A 15744-nucleotide genomic window follows, 5' to 3' on the forward strand; every position below is an offset into this window, starting at 1 on the left:
GCCGTCGTCGCAGGACAGCAGGGTTGCCGAAGGGTTGCCGGGCCCCGACATCTTCCTCTCACCCCCGCTCCTGCGGGGGTGAGAGGCCTTCCCCGCCCCTCAGTCGGACGTGGTCTCCTGGGTCATCTCAGAGCCGAACCCCTCCTGGGCCAGGTGGTAGCGCATGAAGTCGGTGGGCTCCATCTCCAGCACCGTCAGCATCTCCTCCCGGGTCAACGGACGACCGTCGATACGCCACTCCCGGGCGTCAGTGGCCTCGAAGTCCTCGATCGAGTTCATCCCTTCCACCCGCAACAGGATCTGCACCGGGTCCAGCCCTTCCGTGGGGACCATACGGGCAAGACGTTCCACGAGTTCGTCGCGCACCTGCTCCCGCGATCGTCCTGAGGTCTCCTGCTCCGGGTCGGGCGCCTGGTCTTCGTCTTCGCACCCGCAGTCGGTGAAGGCGCCGGGGAAGGCCTGGCGGGCCCAGTCCCAGGTCTGTTCGGTGTCCTGGAGTCGGCCGTGGTCCTCGAGCCAGGGCCGGTTGTTCTCCAACACCATGGCCTCCCACTCGGCGTCGATCTGGTCGGCGTGCTCGGGGTCCTGGGCGCGCATCTGCGCGATGACCTCGGGGGTGATGACGCGCCCTTGGTAGGTCATCGGGATCGGGTCGTCGAAGTCGTCGAAGGCCAGGTCCGGCAGGCCGAAGGCGGCGGCCGCGGTTTCCTCGCGGGCGGCCGGGTTCTGCGGTCCCAGCCGCTTGTTGCGGGCCTTCTTGTTGCGCTTGCCCATGTGCTCGCCCTTGGGTCGGTGCGGGTGTGGTGCGGGCAGCGTAGAGGCCTGGGTCCGGCCCGGCGGGGTGTACCGGGACACGGTGGGAGTGTTCCGGCGCGAGCCCGGTGGCCAGGTCCACGTGGAGCCGCCCCTGCACACGGACAGGCCAGGAACCGAGGAACCGATCATTGGCCAACCAATGACATTCCCATGCTCGATCCCACTGACATATCCCAGTCGTCCTATCATCCTATGAATTTTGGATCTGCCATAGTTCACACAAAGGAGCACGCAGGTATCTCCGATACGCGATAGAGCGCTCAGGGCGCTCCCAGGACCCCCGGGAGGTGGGTGGCAGGGTGGCGATGGCGACCCCGATCCATGACCCCTCCCAGGGCGACTACCGGCTCGCGCAGCAGTGCGGGGCCGACGACATCACCGCCGAGAACGTCGCGGTCTCCTACCGCCTGAACGGCGGTGCCCGCCCCATCGAACGCGTGGGCAGCGGCTGGTCGGTGTTCGACCAGCAGGCCGGGAGCGTGCTGGCCAACAGCGAGGACGTCGAGGCCGTGCGCCGTCTGCTGGCCGGGCGCCACCCCACCGAGCGCACCCAGCTGGTCAAGCCCAAAGTCGCCGTCGCCCCCGCCGCGAAGCTGACCGCCAACCTGTTCGGCGCCGCGCTCCAGGCGGCGGCCGCCGAACGCGAGACCACGATCGAGGCCCTGCTGGAGGCCGACCCCTGGTCGCTCAAGCGCGCCGGCCGACTCGCCCGAGGCATCCGGCGCGAAGGGGACCGCCACCGGGTGCCGGTCGCTGACCTGGAGCGCATGGCCAAGGTCGCCGGGATCGACCTGGCGACGGTCTACGAGGACCAGGAGCTCACCTGCGCTCAGGACCACCGCGAGGATCGTGTCCGGGTCGGGGTGATGGGGTTCGACGTCACCTTCGACCGCCCCAAGGGCATCAGCGTGTTGCAGGCCATGGCGCCGCCGGAGATGGCGGCCCGGATGGAGAAGATCCACCTCGAAGCGGTCCGTGAGTCCATGGCCGCGCTGGAGTCCTGGACCGCCTACGCGATGGCCGGCCACCACGGCGACGGCCAGCGAGCGGAGCGGGTGGCCACCCGCGGCTTCACCGGCACGATGACGGTGCACCGCACCGCCCGGCCCGTGGACGGCTCCCCCGGGGACCCGCACCTGCACACCCACGTCCTGGTCGCGAACATGGCGTTGGGTCGGGATGGGAAGTGGCGGACCATCGCGGCCGGGGGCCGGGACCTGATGCGCCACATCCCGGCCGTGGGCCAGCTCTACCGCGCCCTGGAGCGCCACAAGCTCACCGCCGAGTTCGGGGTTCGGTTCGAGGCCGACCCCAAGACCCAGCGCTGGGACGTGGCCGGGGTCCCGGCCGAACTCAAGGCGACGTTCTCGCGCAGGCAACAGCAGGTGCTCAAGGCCGCCGGACACGACGCGAGCGTGGCTCAGCAGCGCAGCGCCGCTCGCGCCACCGCGCGGGCCAAGCACGCCTCCACCCCCACCACCGAGCGCGCGTCCTGGCACGAGCGCGCCGTCGAGGCGGGGTTCGATCCCGCCCACGTGGTCGCCGACGTCCTGGGAGAGGACGGCCCCGGCACCCGGGCCGGGGGCGGGAACGACCCTGGCGGGCCTGATCCGGATCGGGTCGCGGCCGCGGTCTGGGACCCCCAGGTCGGAGTGACCGCCCACGAGAAGGTCGTCACGACCGCGAAGGTCATGGCGCATGTGGCCGGTGCCTACGGTGGCGGGCTGGCCGACAGCGCCGCTCTGGAGGAGCTGACCCGTCACGTGCTGGCCGATCCCCGGGCGGTGCCCCTGCCCGAGAGCGGCCCCGTCCACATGTCCCACAGCCAGCGGTTCACCAGCGCGGACATCGTGGATGCCGAGGCGCTGATCGTGGCCACCACCGCCTCCCGCACCGGGGCCAGGGCGGCCGTGGTCGAGCGGACTCGCGCCGAGCGCGCCCTGGCCAGCTGGGTGCGCCAGAAGGGGTTCACCCTCTCCGGCCAGCAGGCTCGGGCCGTGGGGCGCCTCATCAAGACGGGCCACGGTGTGGAGACCGTCCTGGGTGTGGCCGGGGCCGGGAAGACCACCCTGCTCTCGGCGGCCCGCACCGCCTGGGAAGCGGCCGGGTACCGCGTCGAGGGCGCCGCCGTCGCCGCGGTCGCGGCCGCCGGGCTGCGCGCCGAAGCCGGCATCACCTCCCGCACGGTGGCGGCCTGGACCCAGAAGCTGACCGAGAACCCCCGCGCCCTGGAGGGCGTGGACGTGCTGGTGGTGGACGAGGCCGCGATGATCGGTGACCGCGACCTGGCCGTGCTGACCCAGGCCGCGAGCCGGGCCCGCACCAAGTTGGTCCTGGTGGGCGACCCCAAACAGCTGCGGCCGGTAGCCGCCGGAGGGTCCTTCGCCACCGTGCACCGGATCGTGGCGGGGGTGGAGCTGACCGAGAACCGCCGCCAACGCTCCGAGGCGGACCGGCGGACCCTGGACCACTGGCGGCTGGGGGCGCGCAGGTCCGCCCTGGCCGCCTGGGGCGAGCGCGGCATGCTCCACGCCACCCTCGACGCCGACGCCGCCCACAACCAGATGGCGGCCTGCTGGTGGGCCGACCGGCAGCGCCACGAGGACCCGCACGAGGCGGTCGAGCGGCTGCTCATGCTGGCCGCCACCAACGCCGACGTCAACGAACTGAACCAACGAGCGCGGGCGGCGGCCCGGGGCGGGGGCCTGCTCCAGGGCCAGGACGTCGCCTTCACCCTGGACAGTGGGCAGCGCCTGGAGCTGGCCGCCGGGGACCAGGTGCGGGTGCGCCGCAACGACTACCGCTCCCGAACCTCCTCGGACCCGGACGTGCTCAACGGGTACCGCGGCATCGTCCTGGAGGTCGACGAGCGTCGGGGCGCGCTGGTCCAGTGGCGCCGTGAGGAGCGCGCCGAGCAGGCCCGCCTGGACCCGGAGCAGCTGCGGCGCGGTGACCTGTCGTTGGGGTATGCCATCACGATCGCGGCCGCCCAAGGGGTGACCGCTGACCGCGCTCACGTCTACGGGCTGGGGGCTGATGCCCACTCCCTGTACGCGGGCATGTCCCGGGCCCGGGAGCGCACCGATCTGTACCTGCCCTCCGCGAACCTGGAGCGCGAGGAGATCACCCGGCAACTGGGCCAGGCCCGCACCGAGAAGGAGCGGTGCGAGCGGGTGGTGGCCGCCTACGCCGCATCGCTGACCCAGGACCCGCCGGGGATGGTCCTGGACGAGCTGGGCCACCCCGACCTGCCCGGCACCGGCCACGAGGTGGACCCCGAGCACGAACCGGTCCGCGAGGACGACCTCCACGCCTCACGCGAGCCCGAACAGGCCCACGAACCCGACCTCGACGTCGAGGTCGAGGTCGAGCGGGTGAGTGTGGAAGCGGCCCGTCAGGGCCAGGGCCCGGCCTGCCGAGAGGTCGCCGAGGAAGTCACCGCGCTGCGGGAGCGGGCCGCCGAACGCGAGGTCGAGCTGACCGAGCTGCGCGAGCGCTACCAGCAGGCCGAACAGCGGGCCGGACGCGGGCACCTGGCCCTGATGCTGGAGGGCACCACCCGATCCGCGGCCGGCCGCGAACGCGACCAGGCCCTCCAAGCCCTCGACGAGGCGATCGACGACCGCGACCAGGCCCGGGGCCGGGCCCGGGAACTACAGGATCGGGCCGTGGAGCGGGACGTGGGCCGCGCTCAGATGGACCAGGTCAGCGACCAGGTCGAGGAACTTCGTGAGCGGGTCCAGCACATCGCCGAACAACGAGCCATCACCCGGGCCGAGCTGGCACAGATGGAGCGCGAGGACCTGGAGCACATGCAGCGGCGCCATGCCATCGAGCTGAGCGACCTCACCCGCGATCCCGAGCGCCGTGACCGCGTCCAGGAGATCCCCGAACGGGAGCCGCGCACCCAATCCGCCGATCAGGAGCAGCGGGAGTACCAGGAGCGCATTCAGCGCGAGGCCGCCCAGCGAGCGGCGGCCGAGCGTGACGCCCCAAGCCTGGGGCTGTAGCACCCCTCGCACCTCTCGCACGGGTGCTACACGTGCGAGACGTATCACCCCTGTTCAGGGACTGGCAGTACCCGGGGGCTCTGCCCCCGGGACCCCCGAGCGCTACGCGGAACCTCGCGCGACACCGGGTGTGCGCGGGGTGTGGGCCGTCCGCGCGAGAACCCACGCAGCAACACATCGTGGCGGGCCGCCGCCGGGGTGACCGGGCCAGGGGTTGGGATGTTAGGGGTTCGCGGGGTTTGTGGGGGTGCAGGCGGGGTTCCTGGTGGTCATCGGAGTAGGCTCACCGGGTCGATCCGCACGCGGGTCGTCGAGGAGGAGGACCCGCGCCCGGTTGCCAGACACGACGCGGGCCCTCTGGGGTCCCGGCGGTCTACCGGCCGCCGGGGCCGTCCCCGCTCTCGCGCCACAGCCACAGCAGCGTGCGGATCGCGGCGAGCAGTGTGCGGGCGGCCTCAGCCGCCAGGCGCCACAGCCACCACCGCGGGCCGCCGCCCTCCTCGAGGGCGCGCTTCTTCGGGAACCTCATGCCGGACCTTCCTTCTTCGGGGGCGGGGGCCGCGTCACGCTCAGCGGCGTGACGCGATCAGGGGTGGAGGGGCACCCGCCTTCCGGGCCCGGCACGAGGCGAATGTATCGCGGATCACGCCAGATGTGCGCGTGCATCTGCACGTGCACACCAATCGGTTCATGGCCGACTTCGGCCAGTCGCCAGATCCTGCTCGTCAGGTGGGTCCAAGGTCGACGGCGACGTCCTCGGGGAGGTCCAGGGGCTGAAGCCGGCGCACCAGCTCGACCACCCACGTGGGGTGGCGTTCCTCCTGCTCCCAGCAGACGCGGCACTCCAGGCGGGCGGTGGCCGCCAGGGCCCCGACCACCCACTCCAGCACCCAGGGGCCGCTCGCTCCGCAGGCGCAGTGGTGGGCGGTGCCGGCACCGACCGTGATGGTTGGTGTGGCCACCTGGCGCAGTCCGCCGCCCGTCCCGGTGTAGGGGGAGTACTCCTCGCGGCGGGTCGTCCAGACGGCTTCTCCGGTCTCGGGGTCGGGGTCCTGGGGTGGCCAGAAGACCCACTCGCGGGCGGTGCCGTAGAGGACTGCTCCGTCGTTCCTGTGGTTGCGGATGATGGGGCGGATGACCTGGGGCACCCACACGCCGGGGGCCAGGACCCATCCGCTGAACACCACACCCTGCCCGCCGCCGCCGCCGTCGTCGGGCAGGCGCAGGGTCGGCTTCACGGCAGGGTCCGGCGGTGGTCGATCATCTGGGCGAGCATCCCGCGGGGCAAACGCAGCTCCGCCTCGGCGGTGGGCAAGTCGATCACCTCGACGGGATGGTCAGGGCACCTGTCGGTGGTGTCCACGTAAGCGTCGTCCTCGTCGACTGACGCGGTGGTGGGGGCGGTGACCTGCCACCCGGCGGTCTCGGCGTGTGTGGTCAGCCGGGACGCGGGTCCGGAGATCTGGGCAGGACACCCGGGGGCGTCGCAGGTGAGTACGGCCAGATGATCACGCACGTGTCCTCCTCGGGTGCGGGGTGGGGTGCCAGTGTGCCATCCGGGATGCCCCGCCCCCGGAGGGGCATCCTGGGGGGATGAACGAGGTCGAGGTGGGGGAGCTGCGGGCTCTGGCCGTCCGGGCCGGGGTGGCCTACGCCCCGGACGGGGACGTGCTCCTGGCCGCCGAGGACGACGGCGTCGTGGTCGGGTGGCTGTCGGGGACGCTCGCCGGTGTCTACCCGGGCCCGGGGGCACCGGTTCCGCCGCCGCACGGGTACGTCCAGGCGGTCGTCGTCGACCCCGCACACCGGCGGGCCGGAATCGGTCGGGCGCTGGTCGAGGAGTTCGTCGCGGCCGCGTCCCGGGCGGGGGTGGGGTGGGTGTTCGCCGTCCCGGACGAGGACCTCGAGGTCGAGGCACGGGTGCAGTGGCTGGCCGCGTGTGGGTTCCGCCCGGTGGTGGATCCGGGCGAGCGGTGGCCAGCCATGGGACGCCGACCTCCGCTGCGCACCGGCCACTGAGACCAGCCTCCCGGGCTGTGGCACCCGTGCCCGCGGGGCGGCCACACTGGCGGCATGACTCTGCTGACCGATGATGACGCGTGGATTCTGGGCTACCGGATCGGAGTGCAGGTGATGTACCGGGCCCGGCTGGCCGCTCTGACCGAGCGCGGAGTCGGGGCCCGTCTGGACGTGTGCCCCGGCGTGCCCGACGACGTGCTGCTGATCGTGCTCTCCTGGCAGCTGTGGGACCAGGGACGCGGCCGACCGGAGGCGCAGCATCCCGGGGTGGACGGGCTGGACCTGGAGTGGCCCACCGAGGTGCCCGCCGCCGCCACCGACTACGACCGGATGCTGCTGGAGCGGGTGCTGGAGGCCAGCGAGGAGGAGCGGGTCCGGGTACGGATCGGGGTGCGGCTCGCCCTGCTGGGCGACGCCGACATCATCAGCCAGGGTCGGGACGTACCCGAGGACGGGAAGATTCGCGTGCTCACGATCTTCTCGGGCCGCCTCGTGGTGCCCGACGACCACGGTGACGACCGGTCGGTGGTGTGCCCGGTGTGTGGGCGGGGCGAGGGTCTGGAGGTGGGGTGGGACGGGGTGGCTGCCACCGCGCAGTGCCCGTCCGGGCATGGTCGGTGGGTGCTGCCCACGGTGACGGAGAGCTGGTGGCGGGGGTGGCAGGATCGGGCCCGGCCGATCGGCACCTGACCGCCACCCCCGTTCTCCCGTTTACGCTGGTCAGATGGCAGATCAACGGGCATCGAGCGGGTGGGAGGGGTTACCGTCCCCGGACTCCCCGGGGTGGGAGGGGTGGTGCGTTCACTGGCTGGCCGCGCACAGCCCCACCGCCCTGGTCCAGCAGGTCACCGCAACCGGGGCTTCGCCGCGCTCCCACGGCCGTGCGCTGTGGCAGTACCTGGCCGACCGCCGCGAGGTCCTGGAGCAGCACCTGGCGCAGGAGCGGATGGACGGCGTCACGGACCGCGCCCTCGAGGTCCGTGAAGCTGACCGCTTCCAGGAGCTGGACGAGATCCGCGACGTGATCCGCGTCCTGGAGACGATCGGCCCGTATCTACCTGAGCGTTGATGTGCGAGGCCTCGAACGGGTCCGACCTCATCCGCCCATCTCACAGGCCGAGCAGCGACGGGCGACCTCTTCGTCGACGCGGGCGTGCAGCTTGATCATGTGCACCCGGCACATCGTGGGGAAGGACTCGGACCGCTCCTCCTCCTTGACCTCGCTGCGGGGCGGGGCGACCCCGGGCGCGGGGTAGATCTGGCTTCCGGCCAGCGCGGAGGCTTGCAGGCGGCCCGGGGTGGAGGTGACCTCCATGAACATGCTCACCGGGCGGGAGTAGTCGCGCACGCTCTTGGCCGCGTTGATGATGAGGTGTTCGCTGAAACCGCGGCGCAGGATCTCGCTGATGCGTTCGATGACGCGTTCCCGTTCACCGGGGGAGTCCCACTTCTCCTTGTCGTCTTCGTCCACGAAGAAGCGGTCAGTGAGTACGGCGGCGCGTGGGTGTGGGGTCGGGGAGTGCTCCATCACGTTCTCCGAGTTCGAGGTCAGCACGAAGAAGCCCACGAGCATGTGGGTGCTCGTGGGCCGTGTGGTCCGGTCAGTGCGTGGTGAGGTGGGTCTGGGTTTTGGTGGCCAGGTCCGGTCGCAGTTCGACCGCTGCCTCACCTAGCTGGAGGTAGTGCTCGCGGATCTCGTCGGCGTTCTGGCCGCCCTCGTAGAGCATGCCCAGGCAGTTCGAGCACGGCAGCGTTTGGTCTTCGTGGAGCTCGCACTGCTGGAGCTGTTCGGTGCGTTCTGGGAACTCGCGCAGCAGGGCCCGGCTGGCGGCCAGGGCCGGTGGGTCGTTGTGGGAGCGGGGCGGGTCGTACCCGGGGATGGGCATCTTGCACTCGCGGGCGGTGTTGAGCTTGTTCTCCAGTACGGTCACCGTCGCCGAGGAGGCGTGGGCGTCCGCGAGCTGCTTGCGTTCCTTCCATGCGGCCGAGGTGTCGGCGGCCCGCCACAGGAAGCACACCATCTGGCCGAAGGTGTAGTCCTCAAGGCCGGCGAAGAGCAGTTGGTAGAGGTCGCTGACCTTGTTCTCGGGAACGGGCGGGTACTGGTAGCGCTCGACCAGGAGATTGTCCAGGTAGCGGAAGAGGCTGTCGGCCTCCATGAGGCGCACCTGGTGCTGGATGTGGCGCAGGTGGGTGTCCTTGCTGTGAGCGAGGAGCATGGCCCACAGGTCTTCCCGGGTGGCGGCGACGCTGGAGACCAACCGGAAGGGGGCCAAAGCGAGGTAGAAGCCATCGAGTTTGCCCTGCTCATCGAAGCTGAGGGCCTCGTCCGGGGCCGAGGGGTCAATCCGGATCCACCCTGCCCCGTACAGCTGGCCCAGGACGTCGTCATCGGTGGCGGCGTACACCCATCCGAGGGGGATGCGCGACCTGGGCGGCAGGATCCTCCGGGCTCGGGAGTGGTCGATCATCGCGGCCAGGACGCAGGCCATCTCCGGAGTCATCTCGGTGGTCCGGCGGGTGTGGCGGCAGAGTGTGGTGGCCGCCGTCTCCTGCTCTTCGAAGAACGCTTCGGCCGCTGCCCGCTGGGCCTGCTGAGCGGCTTTGGCCTGTTCCTGCGCGGCGCGGGCTTCCTCGGCCCGGATGCGGTCAGCGGCCGCGCGGCAGGCCGGGCAGGTGAAGGTCACGTTCTTGCGCTGTTGAAGGTCGCTTCCAGCCCGGGTGGCGGCGTCGCTGCGGGTGGTGACACGGAAGGGGCTGGCGCAGGTGCCGCACAGGTGGTGAGGCAGGTAGGCCTCGCACACCTCGCGCAGTTCAGCGGCGACCTTGGAAGGCACACCCAGCACTGAAACCGGTTCGGTCCATCCCCCCTCGGGGTTGGGGGTCCAGTACCGGATCGCCCGCTCGACGTCGGCGGGGGTGGCCTCGGGGGAGAACTCCAACCTCAGCAGGGGCTCCCGGGCACCGCGGGGCAGGTCCACCGGTGCCGGGACGGTCGGCTCCGGTGGGGGTGGGGGTGCGAGCGTGAGATGGGAGCGTCCGGCGTTGGGCCGGCGTCGTGGGGAGCGGCCCTTGCGCTTCTTCTTGGGCATGACCTCACCTGGCGTGGAGGGGTTGGCCCTCGTCGTTGAGGGCTTGCCGTCATTGTGCTGTGAGCCAAGGGCTGAAGGGGGCGGGTCGAGGCAGCGCTCGAAGAACAGGCCGAAGGACCCGCTTTGGACATTCTCCGCGTGTGCCGCCGAACCAGGGGTGACTGAGGTGGGTTCGCTGGGGTCGAGGTGGCCGTATCCGGCCAGAAGGACCTGAGCTGGGGGTCTTCGGGGAATGTCGTGTAGGCCTGCTATCACCGGCAGTAACCGACCCCTCTTCCCCTGGTCGCCGGGAGGCCCCCTGTGCCGCGCGAACTCGCCCTGATCCACTGGTCTGAGCAGAACATCGTCCTGGACCCGAACCTCGACGACTTCGGGGTGCCGGCCGGGGTGATCCAGGCTCTTCGGTCCCGTCCCATCTCCAAGGGCATCCTGGCGTGCTCTGCCTGCCTGAAGAGCGCGAAACGCTCGGTGTCCCCGTGGGTGCACCTGCGCCAGCAAGGCGGTCGGCTGATCGTGGCCCACCACGCCTCCAAGAAGCGGCGGGACCCCTGCCATGCCGAAAGCCCTGAGCATGAGGCGCTCAAGGACCGCATCGCCGGGTGCGCCGAACGCCACGGGTTCCGGGCGCTGTTGGAGCACAACACCGCCGACCGCAAGGGCCGGGCGGACGTGGAGGTGGTGGGCCCGGGCGGGGTACGGATCGGGCACGAGGTCCAGTTGAGCGCGATCACCGCCACCTCGTTGAGTCGGCGCACCAACACCGCGCTGCGGGACGGGCGGGTGCCCTCGTGGCTGACCACGGACCGCAGCGCGCACTCGGACACCCGCAACCTCATCGACCGGGTGCCGTGGGCGATGAGTAACCGGTTGCACGAGGAGCTCATCCGTCGGGGCCGGCCGGTGCGGGTCAGCGCGGGGTTGAGCAAGCTCCAGATGACGCCCTGCCGCTTCCTGCCGGGCTGGTGTCCGGACACCCCCGGGGTGTTGGACTGCTCGCGGTGGCACACCCGGTGGGACAACGTCGCGGTGCCCATCGAGGACTTCGTGGGGTTCACCGCGGCCGGTGAGTACCTGCCGGTGTGTCTGCCCACCCAGTACCGGCAGGTGCGCAGGCGGTGGGTCACCGAAGACGACCGGGAGCTGTACGTGCACGCGACCGGCCGGGAGCTGGAGCCTGAGCGTCCCCAGGCCGGTGGTGAGGGCGGGTCCGGGGAGGGCAAGTCCCAGGACTCGCGGCTGCACCAGGGCGAGGAGTACGAGCCGGAGAAGAAGAAGGCGGTCCGGCCGAGGGCGAAGGTGTCGGAGGTGGTGCGCGGCGACATCGTGGTGGGGACGTTGAGCGAGCTGCCCGAGCGGGCCCGCGTCCAGGAGGCCGCCACGGGGCAGGCCGCCACGGCCGTGGTGTTGGAGGAGGCGCCCCACCGGCTGGCCGGGGACCAAGCGGAGCGGGCCTGGTTGGAGGCGGCCGTCGCGGTGCCGTGCACGCACTTCATGGGTGCTGACCTGGGGCGGTGTGAGTCCACGCCGAGCCGGGTGTACGCCCGGGGACGCCGGTGCTTCGAGCACGCACCGAACCCGTACTCGCAGGTCGCGGCCACGGGGTGAGGGTTCTGTGTGTTTGTCCCCCGCCATGGTGTGTCCACGGCGGGGTCGGACCAGGACGGACGCCCCGGCGAGGTGCCGTAAGTACTTCACGCCGTACCGACGGCACCTGCTCACGGTTTCGGGGGTGCCTGATCTACTCGTCTTCAGGAGCGGCCGGTAGCTCGGCCAGGTCGGTGAAGACCGAGGTGGGAAGGTGCGCGGCCAGGGCGACTTCGCCGGTCTCGCCGGTGGCGCTCTTGACCACGTGAACCTGGAGTTGCCCCGGGCAGTCCTTGGGATCGTAGAAGTCGGCCCGGTGCAGCAGGATCACGGTCTCGGCGTGGTCGGCCAAGGGTCGGCGCACTCCCAGGTCGGTCCACTGCGGGGGCCGACCGTACTCTGCGTCGGGAACCCGGTCCAGTTGGGTCAACGCGAGCACGCTGACCTGCCAGTCCCGGGCCAGACACGTCAGCTGCTGAGCTATGGGTTCGGCCCCTCCCTTGTGGAGTTCGGTGGGGTCGATCAGTGCGTCGATGTCGTCGATGACCACGAGTCCTCGAGGGCCGGAGGCCAGGTGCTCCTGGAGCTCGCCGAACATGTCGTGAGGGTGGTCGAGCACGTCCAGGTGGAGACCGTCGAACTTGCCGCGGGCACGGTCCAGCCGCTGGGAGGCCTCAGGGGAGAGCTGGCCGGTGATGAGGTCGGTGTTGTCGATACCTACCGCCCCGGCGAGGAAACGGATACCGAGGTCGTGGCTCTGCTCCCTGCCCGAGCAGTACAGCACCGGCAGCCGCTGGGTGAGTGCGTGGCGAGCCAGGTCCACGGCCCAGGCCGTCTTGCCGATGGTGGTCCGCGAGGCCAAGACGGCCAGGGACCCTGCTTTGAGGGTGGGCACGAGCCTTTGCACGCTGGGCTGGGAGGGCTCGACTCCGGTGAAAGCCGGGGGGTTCACGAAGGCTCCTTCGAATCGCTGGGTCGCGGTTCCAGCATGCCCGTACGCAAACGCCTTCGGGGGCTCCTGTGGACACTTCGCAGCACGCAAAGGCAAAGGGCCCCACACCGGTGTCGGTGTTGGGCCCTTCCGGCAGGGACGGTGCCTGCTAGTCGACGGGTTCGAGGTGGCGGTGCCGTGCGGTGATGGTGCGGCGCGGTGGGCGCACCTTGTAGTCGGGCAGGGGGATCTCGGGCACGTCGTCGGGGGTGGTGTTGATGGCCTCGGTCCACTCGGCGGCGGTGCCCTTGAACGCGATCTGCGGGTTGATCTGCCACAGGCTGCGGTTGAGGCGCCAGATCAGGCCCAGCTCTCTGAGGCGGCCGGTGGCGCGGCTGACGACCTCGGGTTTGATGTTGAGGCGTTGGGCGAGGTCGGCGCGGGAGAGCGGGACGCGGCCTCCGTGGGCCATGTGGCCGAGCAGGGTGTTCCACACGTCGTACTCGGTGGCGCTGAGCCGGAACAGCGGCAGGACCAGGGCGAGCTCCTGGGCCTGGAAGAAGGAGTACTCCTCGACCGTGATGACCGTCATGGTGTGTCCCCTTTCAGGGTGCGGCGCCGGCGTGGTGGGCGCACCTTGTAGTCGGGCAGGTCCAGGTCGGGGACGTGGTCGGGCATGGATTCGACGGCGGCTTGTTGGTCTCCGCTGCGGCCGTAGAAGGCGCAGCGGGGGTTGATGCGGTACTCGCCGCGGCGTTCCTGCCAGACCAGCCCGATGGTGCTCAGGCGGCGGATGGCCTTGCCGACTTCTTTGCGGTCGATGCCCAGGTCCTGGCCGATGGCTTGTTGGGTCTGGTGGACGATGCCGCCGGAGGCCTGGGTGCCCATGAGGTGGTGCAGGACGTCGTACTGGGTGAGGGTCAGCCCGAGGTGGGGGAGCTTGGCCGAGAGTTCGCGGGACATGAGGTAGTAGCTGCGGCCGATGAAGTCGTAGTCGGTGCGGTGGCGTTCCACGACCAGGCGGTCGCCGCGTCCGAGTTGGAGGCTGACGGGTGGCTGCTCGGTGGCGGGGGTGTGCTGCGGGGGTGTGTGGGCGGCCTCTGCCACGAGCGCCTCTCTCAGAAAGGGGTCGGTTCGGTACGCGGGGTGGGGCCCGCAGACCCCTCCGCCGTCGAAAAGTGTACTTGTTTGTTCCGTTCAGGGGGGTCGTAACCCTCGTTCGTGGCGTGGTGGATTCGAGTGTGGGGTTAGGACCCCCCTTGGAGGAGGCGAAGGGGGGTTGTAACCCCCCTTCTTGTTTTCGTTTTCGCACGTCAGAGCGTGTTTCTTCTGAGGCTCCTCTTAGGAAGGACGTCCGGTTCACCGCGGGGCTGGGGCTGTGACCGCGGTTCAGGGCTCGGCGGCCTGGACCCCTGGTCGTGGGTTCCGTTCCGACGCATCCCTTGTGGTGGTGTCGTTCTGGCGAGCGCGGAGCGCCGTCGAGGAACTCGTTAGCTGGTTCTTGTCCTGGTGGGCTGCACCCCTGGGTTTTTCTCCGTCCGCGCTAGGACCTGCTGTTTACCGGCGGGTGCGTTGTGTTCCTGCGTGGGGGCTGGAAGGTTCGGGTGAACGAACAGAGCCCCCCCTCTGTGAGAGGGGGGTGTTCCGCACTCTCGAGCTTGGCCTCGGCTCTGAGTGCCTGGAGTGTGTTCAGCGCGAGGAGGCCTGGCGGCCTTCCCCTGGTTTCTCAAACCGGTGGACCCCCCTCTCACAGAGGGGGGTCCCACGAGCCCTATGTCTGAGAGACACAGGCCCCCTTGTCTCTCAGACATAGGGGGCCGTGTGGCCACCGCTCACCTACCTCGCCACCCAGCGCACGTACCCCCTGTGGAGAAGGGGGTTAGGTTTCTCAAACCCAAGGGGGTTGGGTTTGAGAAACCTAACCCCTTGGGTCTCTCAAACCCATGACCCTTATGAGGGTTACCCCCGCGATGCTGACCCTTCTTCCAGTCCGTCCGTGGACAGTCACCCACAGGGTGCAGAATCCGCAGGTCAGGACACGGACGGAACGGAAAACGGCGAGGTAGCTCAACAGGGAGAAGACCAGGACACGCCAGAGGCCGGCGGGGGTCCGTGGTCGTTCGTAGGCTCGGGCGGGTAGAGCACCCAGCAGACCTCGGACCTCAACCCCCTGGGAGCAGCGTGGCGGAGTACAAGGAGCGGTGGGAGTACCGGATCGAGACGAGCCCGGACGGACTCCACAACGGACAGCTGAGCAACCTCGGATCGAAGGGGTGGGAGCTTGTCAGCGAGGTGGTCGTCCCCGACCGCAAATCCCACACCGGACACTCGATCCGCGCGGTGTTCAAGCAACGCCGCAGCTGAACCTCGCGAGTGACAACGACCCCCAGGTTTACACTGTAAACCTGGGGGTTTCGTTCCACCCGAACACGCCGGGACCCTCAGGCGGCCCGTGAAGCGTCAGGAGCCCCCGGCCGCGCCCGGAACACCAGATTGGGACTCTTCGTCGCTCTCTGGGGCCGTGAGCGCCCTCAATGCGGCCGATGACCGCGACTTCCGCAGAGCCTCGCGGGCGTCGGTGGCGCCCTTGTGAGCGTCCCCGGTCAGGCTGGCCCGCACCCGCTCACGCTCCTCCAGGGCCTGGCCGATCTCGGCCTGGGTCATCCCCTCGAAGTCGTACAGGCTGTCGAGGGGTGTTCCCTTGTGGTCGCGCCAGACGCCATCTGCGCCCAGAGTGCACTCCTGGAGCTCGCCGCGAGCGAGCGCGGCCTGGTAGTCAGCCTCTGCGCACTGAGCGCACCTACCGTTGCCATCGAGAGCGGTCTGCGGGTGGAACCCGCACATCGGCACCTGGGGGCCTCCCAGGGTGGTGCCACCGAAGTCCGCCTGCTTGACCTTCGCGAACCCGTTCGGGTCGGCCAACCGGCCCGTCAGGGCCCACTGCCGTCGGACGTTGTGCAGACCCACCGACGCGATCGACCACAACGTCCCGGGGTGCATCCCGCCCTCGATGGCGCGAGCGGCCAACCCCACCATGTGAGCCCGGTCCTGGACCGGGTTCTCCAGCTCCCGAGCACCCAGCCGGGCGGTCTCGGCCAGCAGCCGGTCCACGACCTTCTCCGCCATGGTCGGGGGCGTGGGCTCGCTCTCCTCCTGGTCCTCCTCGGAGACCCGGGGGCGTGGCGGGCGCGGAGCGCCCCCGCCGGCCTCTGGCGTGTCCTGGTCTTCTCCCTGTTTAGCTACCTCGCCGTTTTCCGTTTCGTCCCTGTCCTGACCTTCGGGTTCTGCACCC

The 15744-nt window shown here is 70.4% G+C and carries 16 protein-coding genes; 6 read left to right on the forward strand and 10 right to left on the reverse strand.

The features are described from left to right. Window positions 1–99 precede the first annotated feature (99 nt). Window positions 100–855, reverse strand: a complete 756-nt coding sequence (locus tag BDW27_RS25935) for a hypothetical protein (protein WP_146223308.1) — start codon at window positions 853–855, stop codon at window positions 100–102. A gap of 266 nt (window positions 856–1121) precedes the next feature. On the opposite strand from BDW27_RS25935, the gene mobF reads away from it, so the two are divergent. Next, window positions 1122–4826 carry a MobF family relaxase gene (mobF, locus tag BDW27_RS25940; RefSeq protein ID WP_110052274.1) on the forward strand — a complete coding sequence of 1235 codons (3705 nt, stop codon included), beginning with the start codon at window positions 1122–1124 and terminating at the stop codon, window positions 4824–4826. A gap of 373 nt (window positions 4827–5199) precedes the next feature. On the opposite strand, the gene BDW27_RS27325 is transcribed toward mobF, so the two are convergent. The 3 genes from BDW27_RS27325 to BDW27_RS25950 all read right to left on the reverse strand — a co-directional run bounded on the left by BDW27_RS27325 (window position 5200) and on the right by BDW27_RS25950 (window position 6342). Beyond that, window positions 5200–5355, reverse strand: a complete 156-nt coding sequence (locus tag BDW27_RS27325; RefSeq protein ID WP_158543610.1) for a hypothetical protein — start codon at window positions 5353–5355, stop codon at window positions 5200–5202. A gap of 196 nt (window positions 5356–5551) precedes the next feature. Further along, window positions 5552–6064 carry a hypothetical protein gene (locus tag BDW27_RS25945; RefSeq protein ID WP_110052276.1) on the reverse strand — a complete coding sequence of 171 codons (513 nt, stop codon included), beginning with the start codon at window positions 6062–6064 and terminating at the stop codon, window positions 5552–5554. Further along, a complete protein-coding gene (locus tag BDW27_RS25950; RefSeq protein WP_110052278.1) occupies window positions 6061–6342 on the reverse strand; it encodes a hypothetical protein in 282 nt (93 codons plus the stop codon). Before BDW27_RS25950 ends, BDW27_RS25945 begins: the two co-directional genes overlap by 4 nt. A 77-nt stretch (window positions 6343–6419) precedes the next feature. On the opposite strand from BDW27_RS25950, the gene BDW27_RS25955 reads away from it, so the two are divergent. Genes BDW27_RS25955 through BDW27_RS25965 form a run of 3 tightly spaced genes read left to right on the forward strand, consistent with a single transcriptional unit; the run spans window position 6420 to window position 7914 of the window. Further along, on the forward strand, window positions 6420–6845 hold the full coding sequence (locus tag BDW27_RS25955) for a GNAT family N-acetyltransferase (RefSeq protein ID WP_110052280.1): 426 nt from the start codon (window positions 6420–6422) through the stop codon (window positions 6843–6845). A gap of 54 nt (window positions 6846–6899) precedes the next feature. After that, entirely contained in the window at window positions 6900–7535 is a 636-nt protein-coding gene (locus BDW27_RS25960) for a hypothetical protein (protein ID WP_110052282.1), read from the forward strand. Window positions 7536–7569: 34 nt separating this feature from the next. Next, the gene (locus BDW27_RS25965; RefSeq protein ID WP_110052284.1) at window positions 7570–7914 is read left to right on the forward strand and encodes a hypothetical protein; all 345 of its coding nucleotides are present in this window, start codon (window positions 7570–7572) and stop codon (window positions 7912–7914) included. Between the two features lie 27 nt (window positions 7915–7941). On the opposite strand, the gene BDW27_RS25970 is transcribed toward BDW27_RS25965, so the two are convergent. Together BDW27_RS25970 and BDW27_RS25975 are read right to left on the reverse strand one after the other, a co-directional pair. Continuing rightward, a complete protein-coding gene (locus BDW27_RS25970; protein WP_110052285.1) occupies window positions 7942–8418 on the reverse strand; it encodes a hypothetical protein in 477 nt (158 codons plus the stop codon). A 28-nt stretch (window positions 8419–8446) separates the two neighbouring features. Next, on the reverse strand, window positions 8447–9937 hold the full coding sequence (locus BDW27_RS25975; RefSeq protein WP_146223309.1) for a hypothetical protein: 1491 nt from the start codon (window positions 9935–9937) through the stop codon (window positions 8447–8449). Window positions 9938–10237: 300 nt separating this feature from the next. Between BDW27_RS25975 and BDW27_RS25980 the strand changes: the two genes are divergently transcribed. Beyond that, window positions 10238–11542: a hypothetical protein gene (locus BDW27_RS25980; protein ID WP_110052289.1), complete on the forward strand. Its 1305-nt coding sequence runs from the start codon at window positions 10238–10240 to the stop codon at window positions 11540–11542. Window positions 11543–11675: 133 nt separating this feature from the next. Here BDW27_RS25980 and BDW27_RS25985 read toward each other — a convergent pair whose 3' ends face one another. The 3 genes from BDW27_RS25985 to BDW27_RS25995 all read right to left on the reverse strand — a co-directional run bounded on the left by BDW27_RS25985 (window position 11676) and on the right by BDW27_RS25995 (window position 13559). Next, window positions 11676–12473 (reverse strand): DnaB-like helicase C-terminal domain-containing protein, encoded by a 798-nt coding sequence (locus BDW27_RS25985; RefSeq protein WP_158543611.1) that lies wholly within the window; start codon window positions 12471–12473, stop codon window positions 11676–11678. 148 nt (window positions 12474–12621) lie between these two features. Next, window positions 12622–13044, reverse strand: coding sequence for a helix-turn-helix domain-containing protein (locus BDW27_RS25990; RefSeq protein ID WP_110052293.1), 423 nt, complete (start codon window positions 13042–13044; stop codon window positions 12622–12624). Further along, complete coding sequence (locus BDW27_RS25995) at window positions 13041–13559, reverse strand: MarR family winged helix-turn-helix transcriptional regulator (protein WP_110052295.1); 519 nt, start codon at window positions 13557–13559, stop codon at window positions 13041–13043. The genes BDW27_RS25990 and BDW27_RS25995 overlap by 4 nt, the downstream gene beginning before the upstream one ends. 1074 nt (window positions 13560–14633) lie before the next feature. Between BDW27_RS25995 and BDW27_RS26000 the strand changes: the two genes are divergently transcribed. Beyond that, window positions 14634–14816 (forward strand): hypothetical protein, encoded by a 183-nt coding sequence (locus BDW27_RS26000; RefSeq protein WP_110052188.1) that lies wholly within the window; start codon window positions 14634–14636, stop codon window positions 14814–14816. Window positions 14817–14912: 96 nt separating this feature from the next. Here the strand turns inward: BDW27_RS26000 and BDW27_RS26005 are convergent. Then, window positions 14913–15744, reverse strand: an 832-nt coding sequence (locus BDW27_RS26005; RefSeq protein ID WP_233515937.1) for a hypothetical protein, incomplete at its 5' end; no start/stop codon positions are given.

This window comes from Nocardiopsis sp. L17-MgMaSL7 (genome assembly GCF_003182025.1).
In the GTDB taxonomy this organism is placed as follows: domain Bacteria; phylum Actinomycetota; class Actinomycetes; order Streptosporangiales; family Streptosporangiaceae; genus Nocardiopsis; species Nocardiopsis prasina.

Coding starts and splice junctions, on each gene's coding strand:
- mobF (WP_110052274.1), top strand. CDS start 1,122: ATGGCGACCCCGATCCATGACCCCTCCCAGGGCGACTACCGGCTCGCG.
- BDW27_RS27325 (WP_158543610.1), bottom strand. CDS start 5,355: ATGAGGTTCCCGAAGAAGCGCGCCCTCGAGGAGGGCGGCGGCCCGCGG.
- BDW27_RS25955 (WP_110052280.1), top strand. CDS start 6,420: ATGAACGAGGTCGAGGTGGGGGAGCTGCGGGCTCTGGCCGTCCGGGCC.
- BDW27_RS25960 (WP_110052282.1), top strand. CDS start 6,900: ATGACTCTGCTGACCGATGATGACGCGTGGATTCTGGGCTACCGGATC.
- BDW27_RS25965 (WP_110052284.1), top strand. CDS start 7,570: ATGGCAGATCAACGGGCATCGAGCGGGTGGGAGGGGTTACCGTCCCCG.
- BDW27_RS25970 (WP_110052285.1), bottom strand. CDS start 8,418: ATGCTCGTGGGCTTCTTCGTGCTGACCTCGAACTCGGAGAACGTGATG.
- BDW27_RS25975 (WP_146223309.1), bottom strand. CDS start 9,937: ATGCCCAAGAAGAAGCGCAAGGGCCGCTCCCCACGACGCCGGCCCAAC.
- BDW27_RS25990 (WP_110052293.1), bottom strand. CDS start 13,044: ATGACGGTCATCACGGTCGAGGAGTACTCCTTCTTCCAGGCCCAGGAG.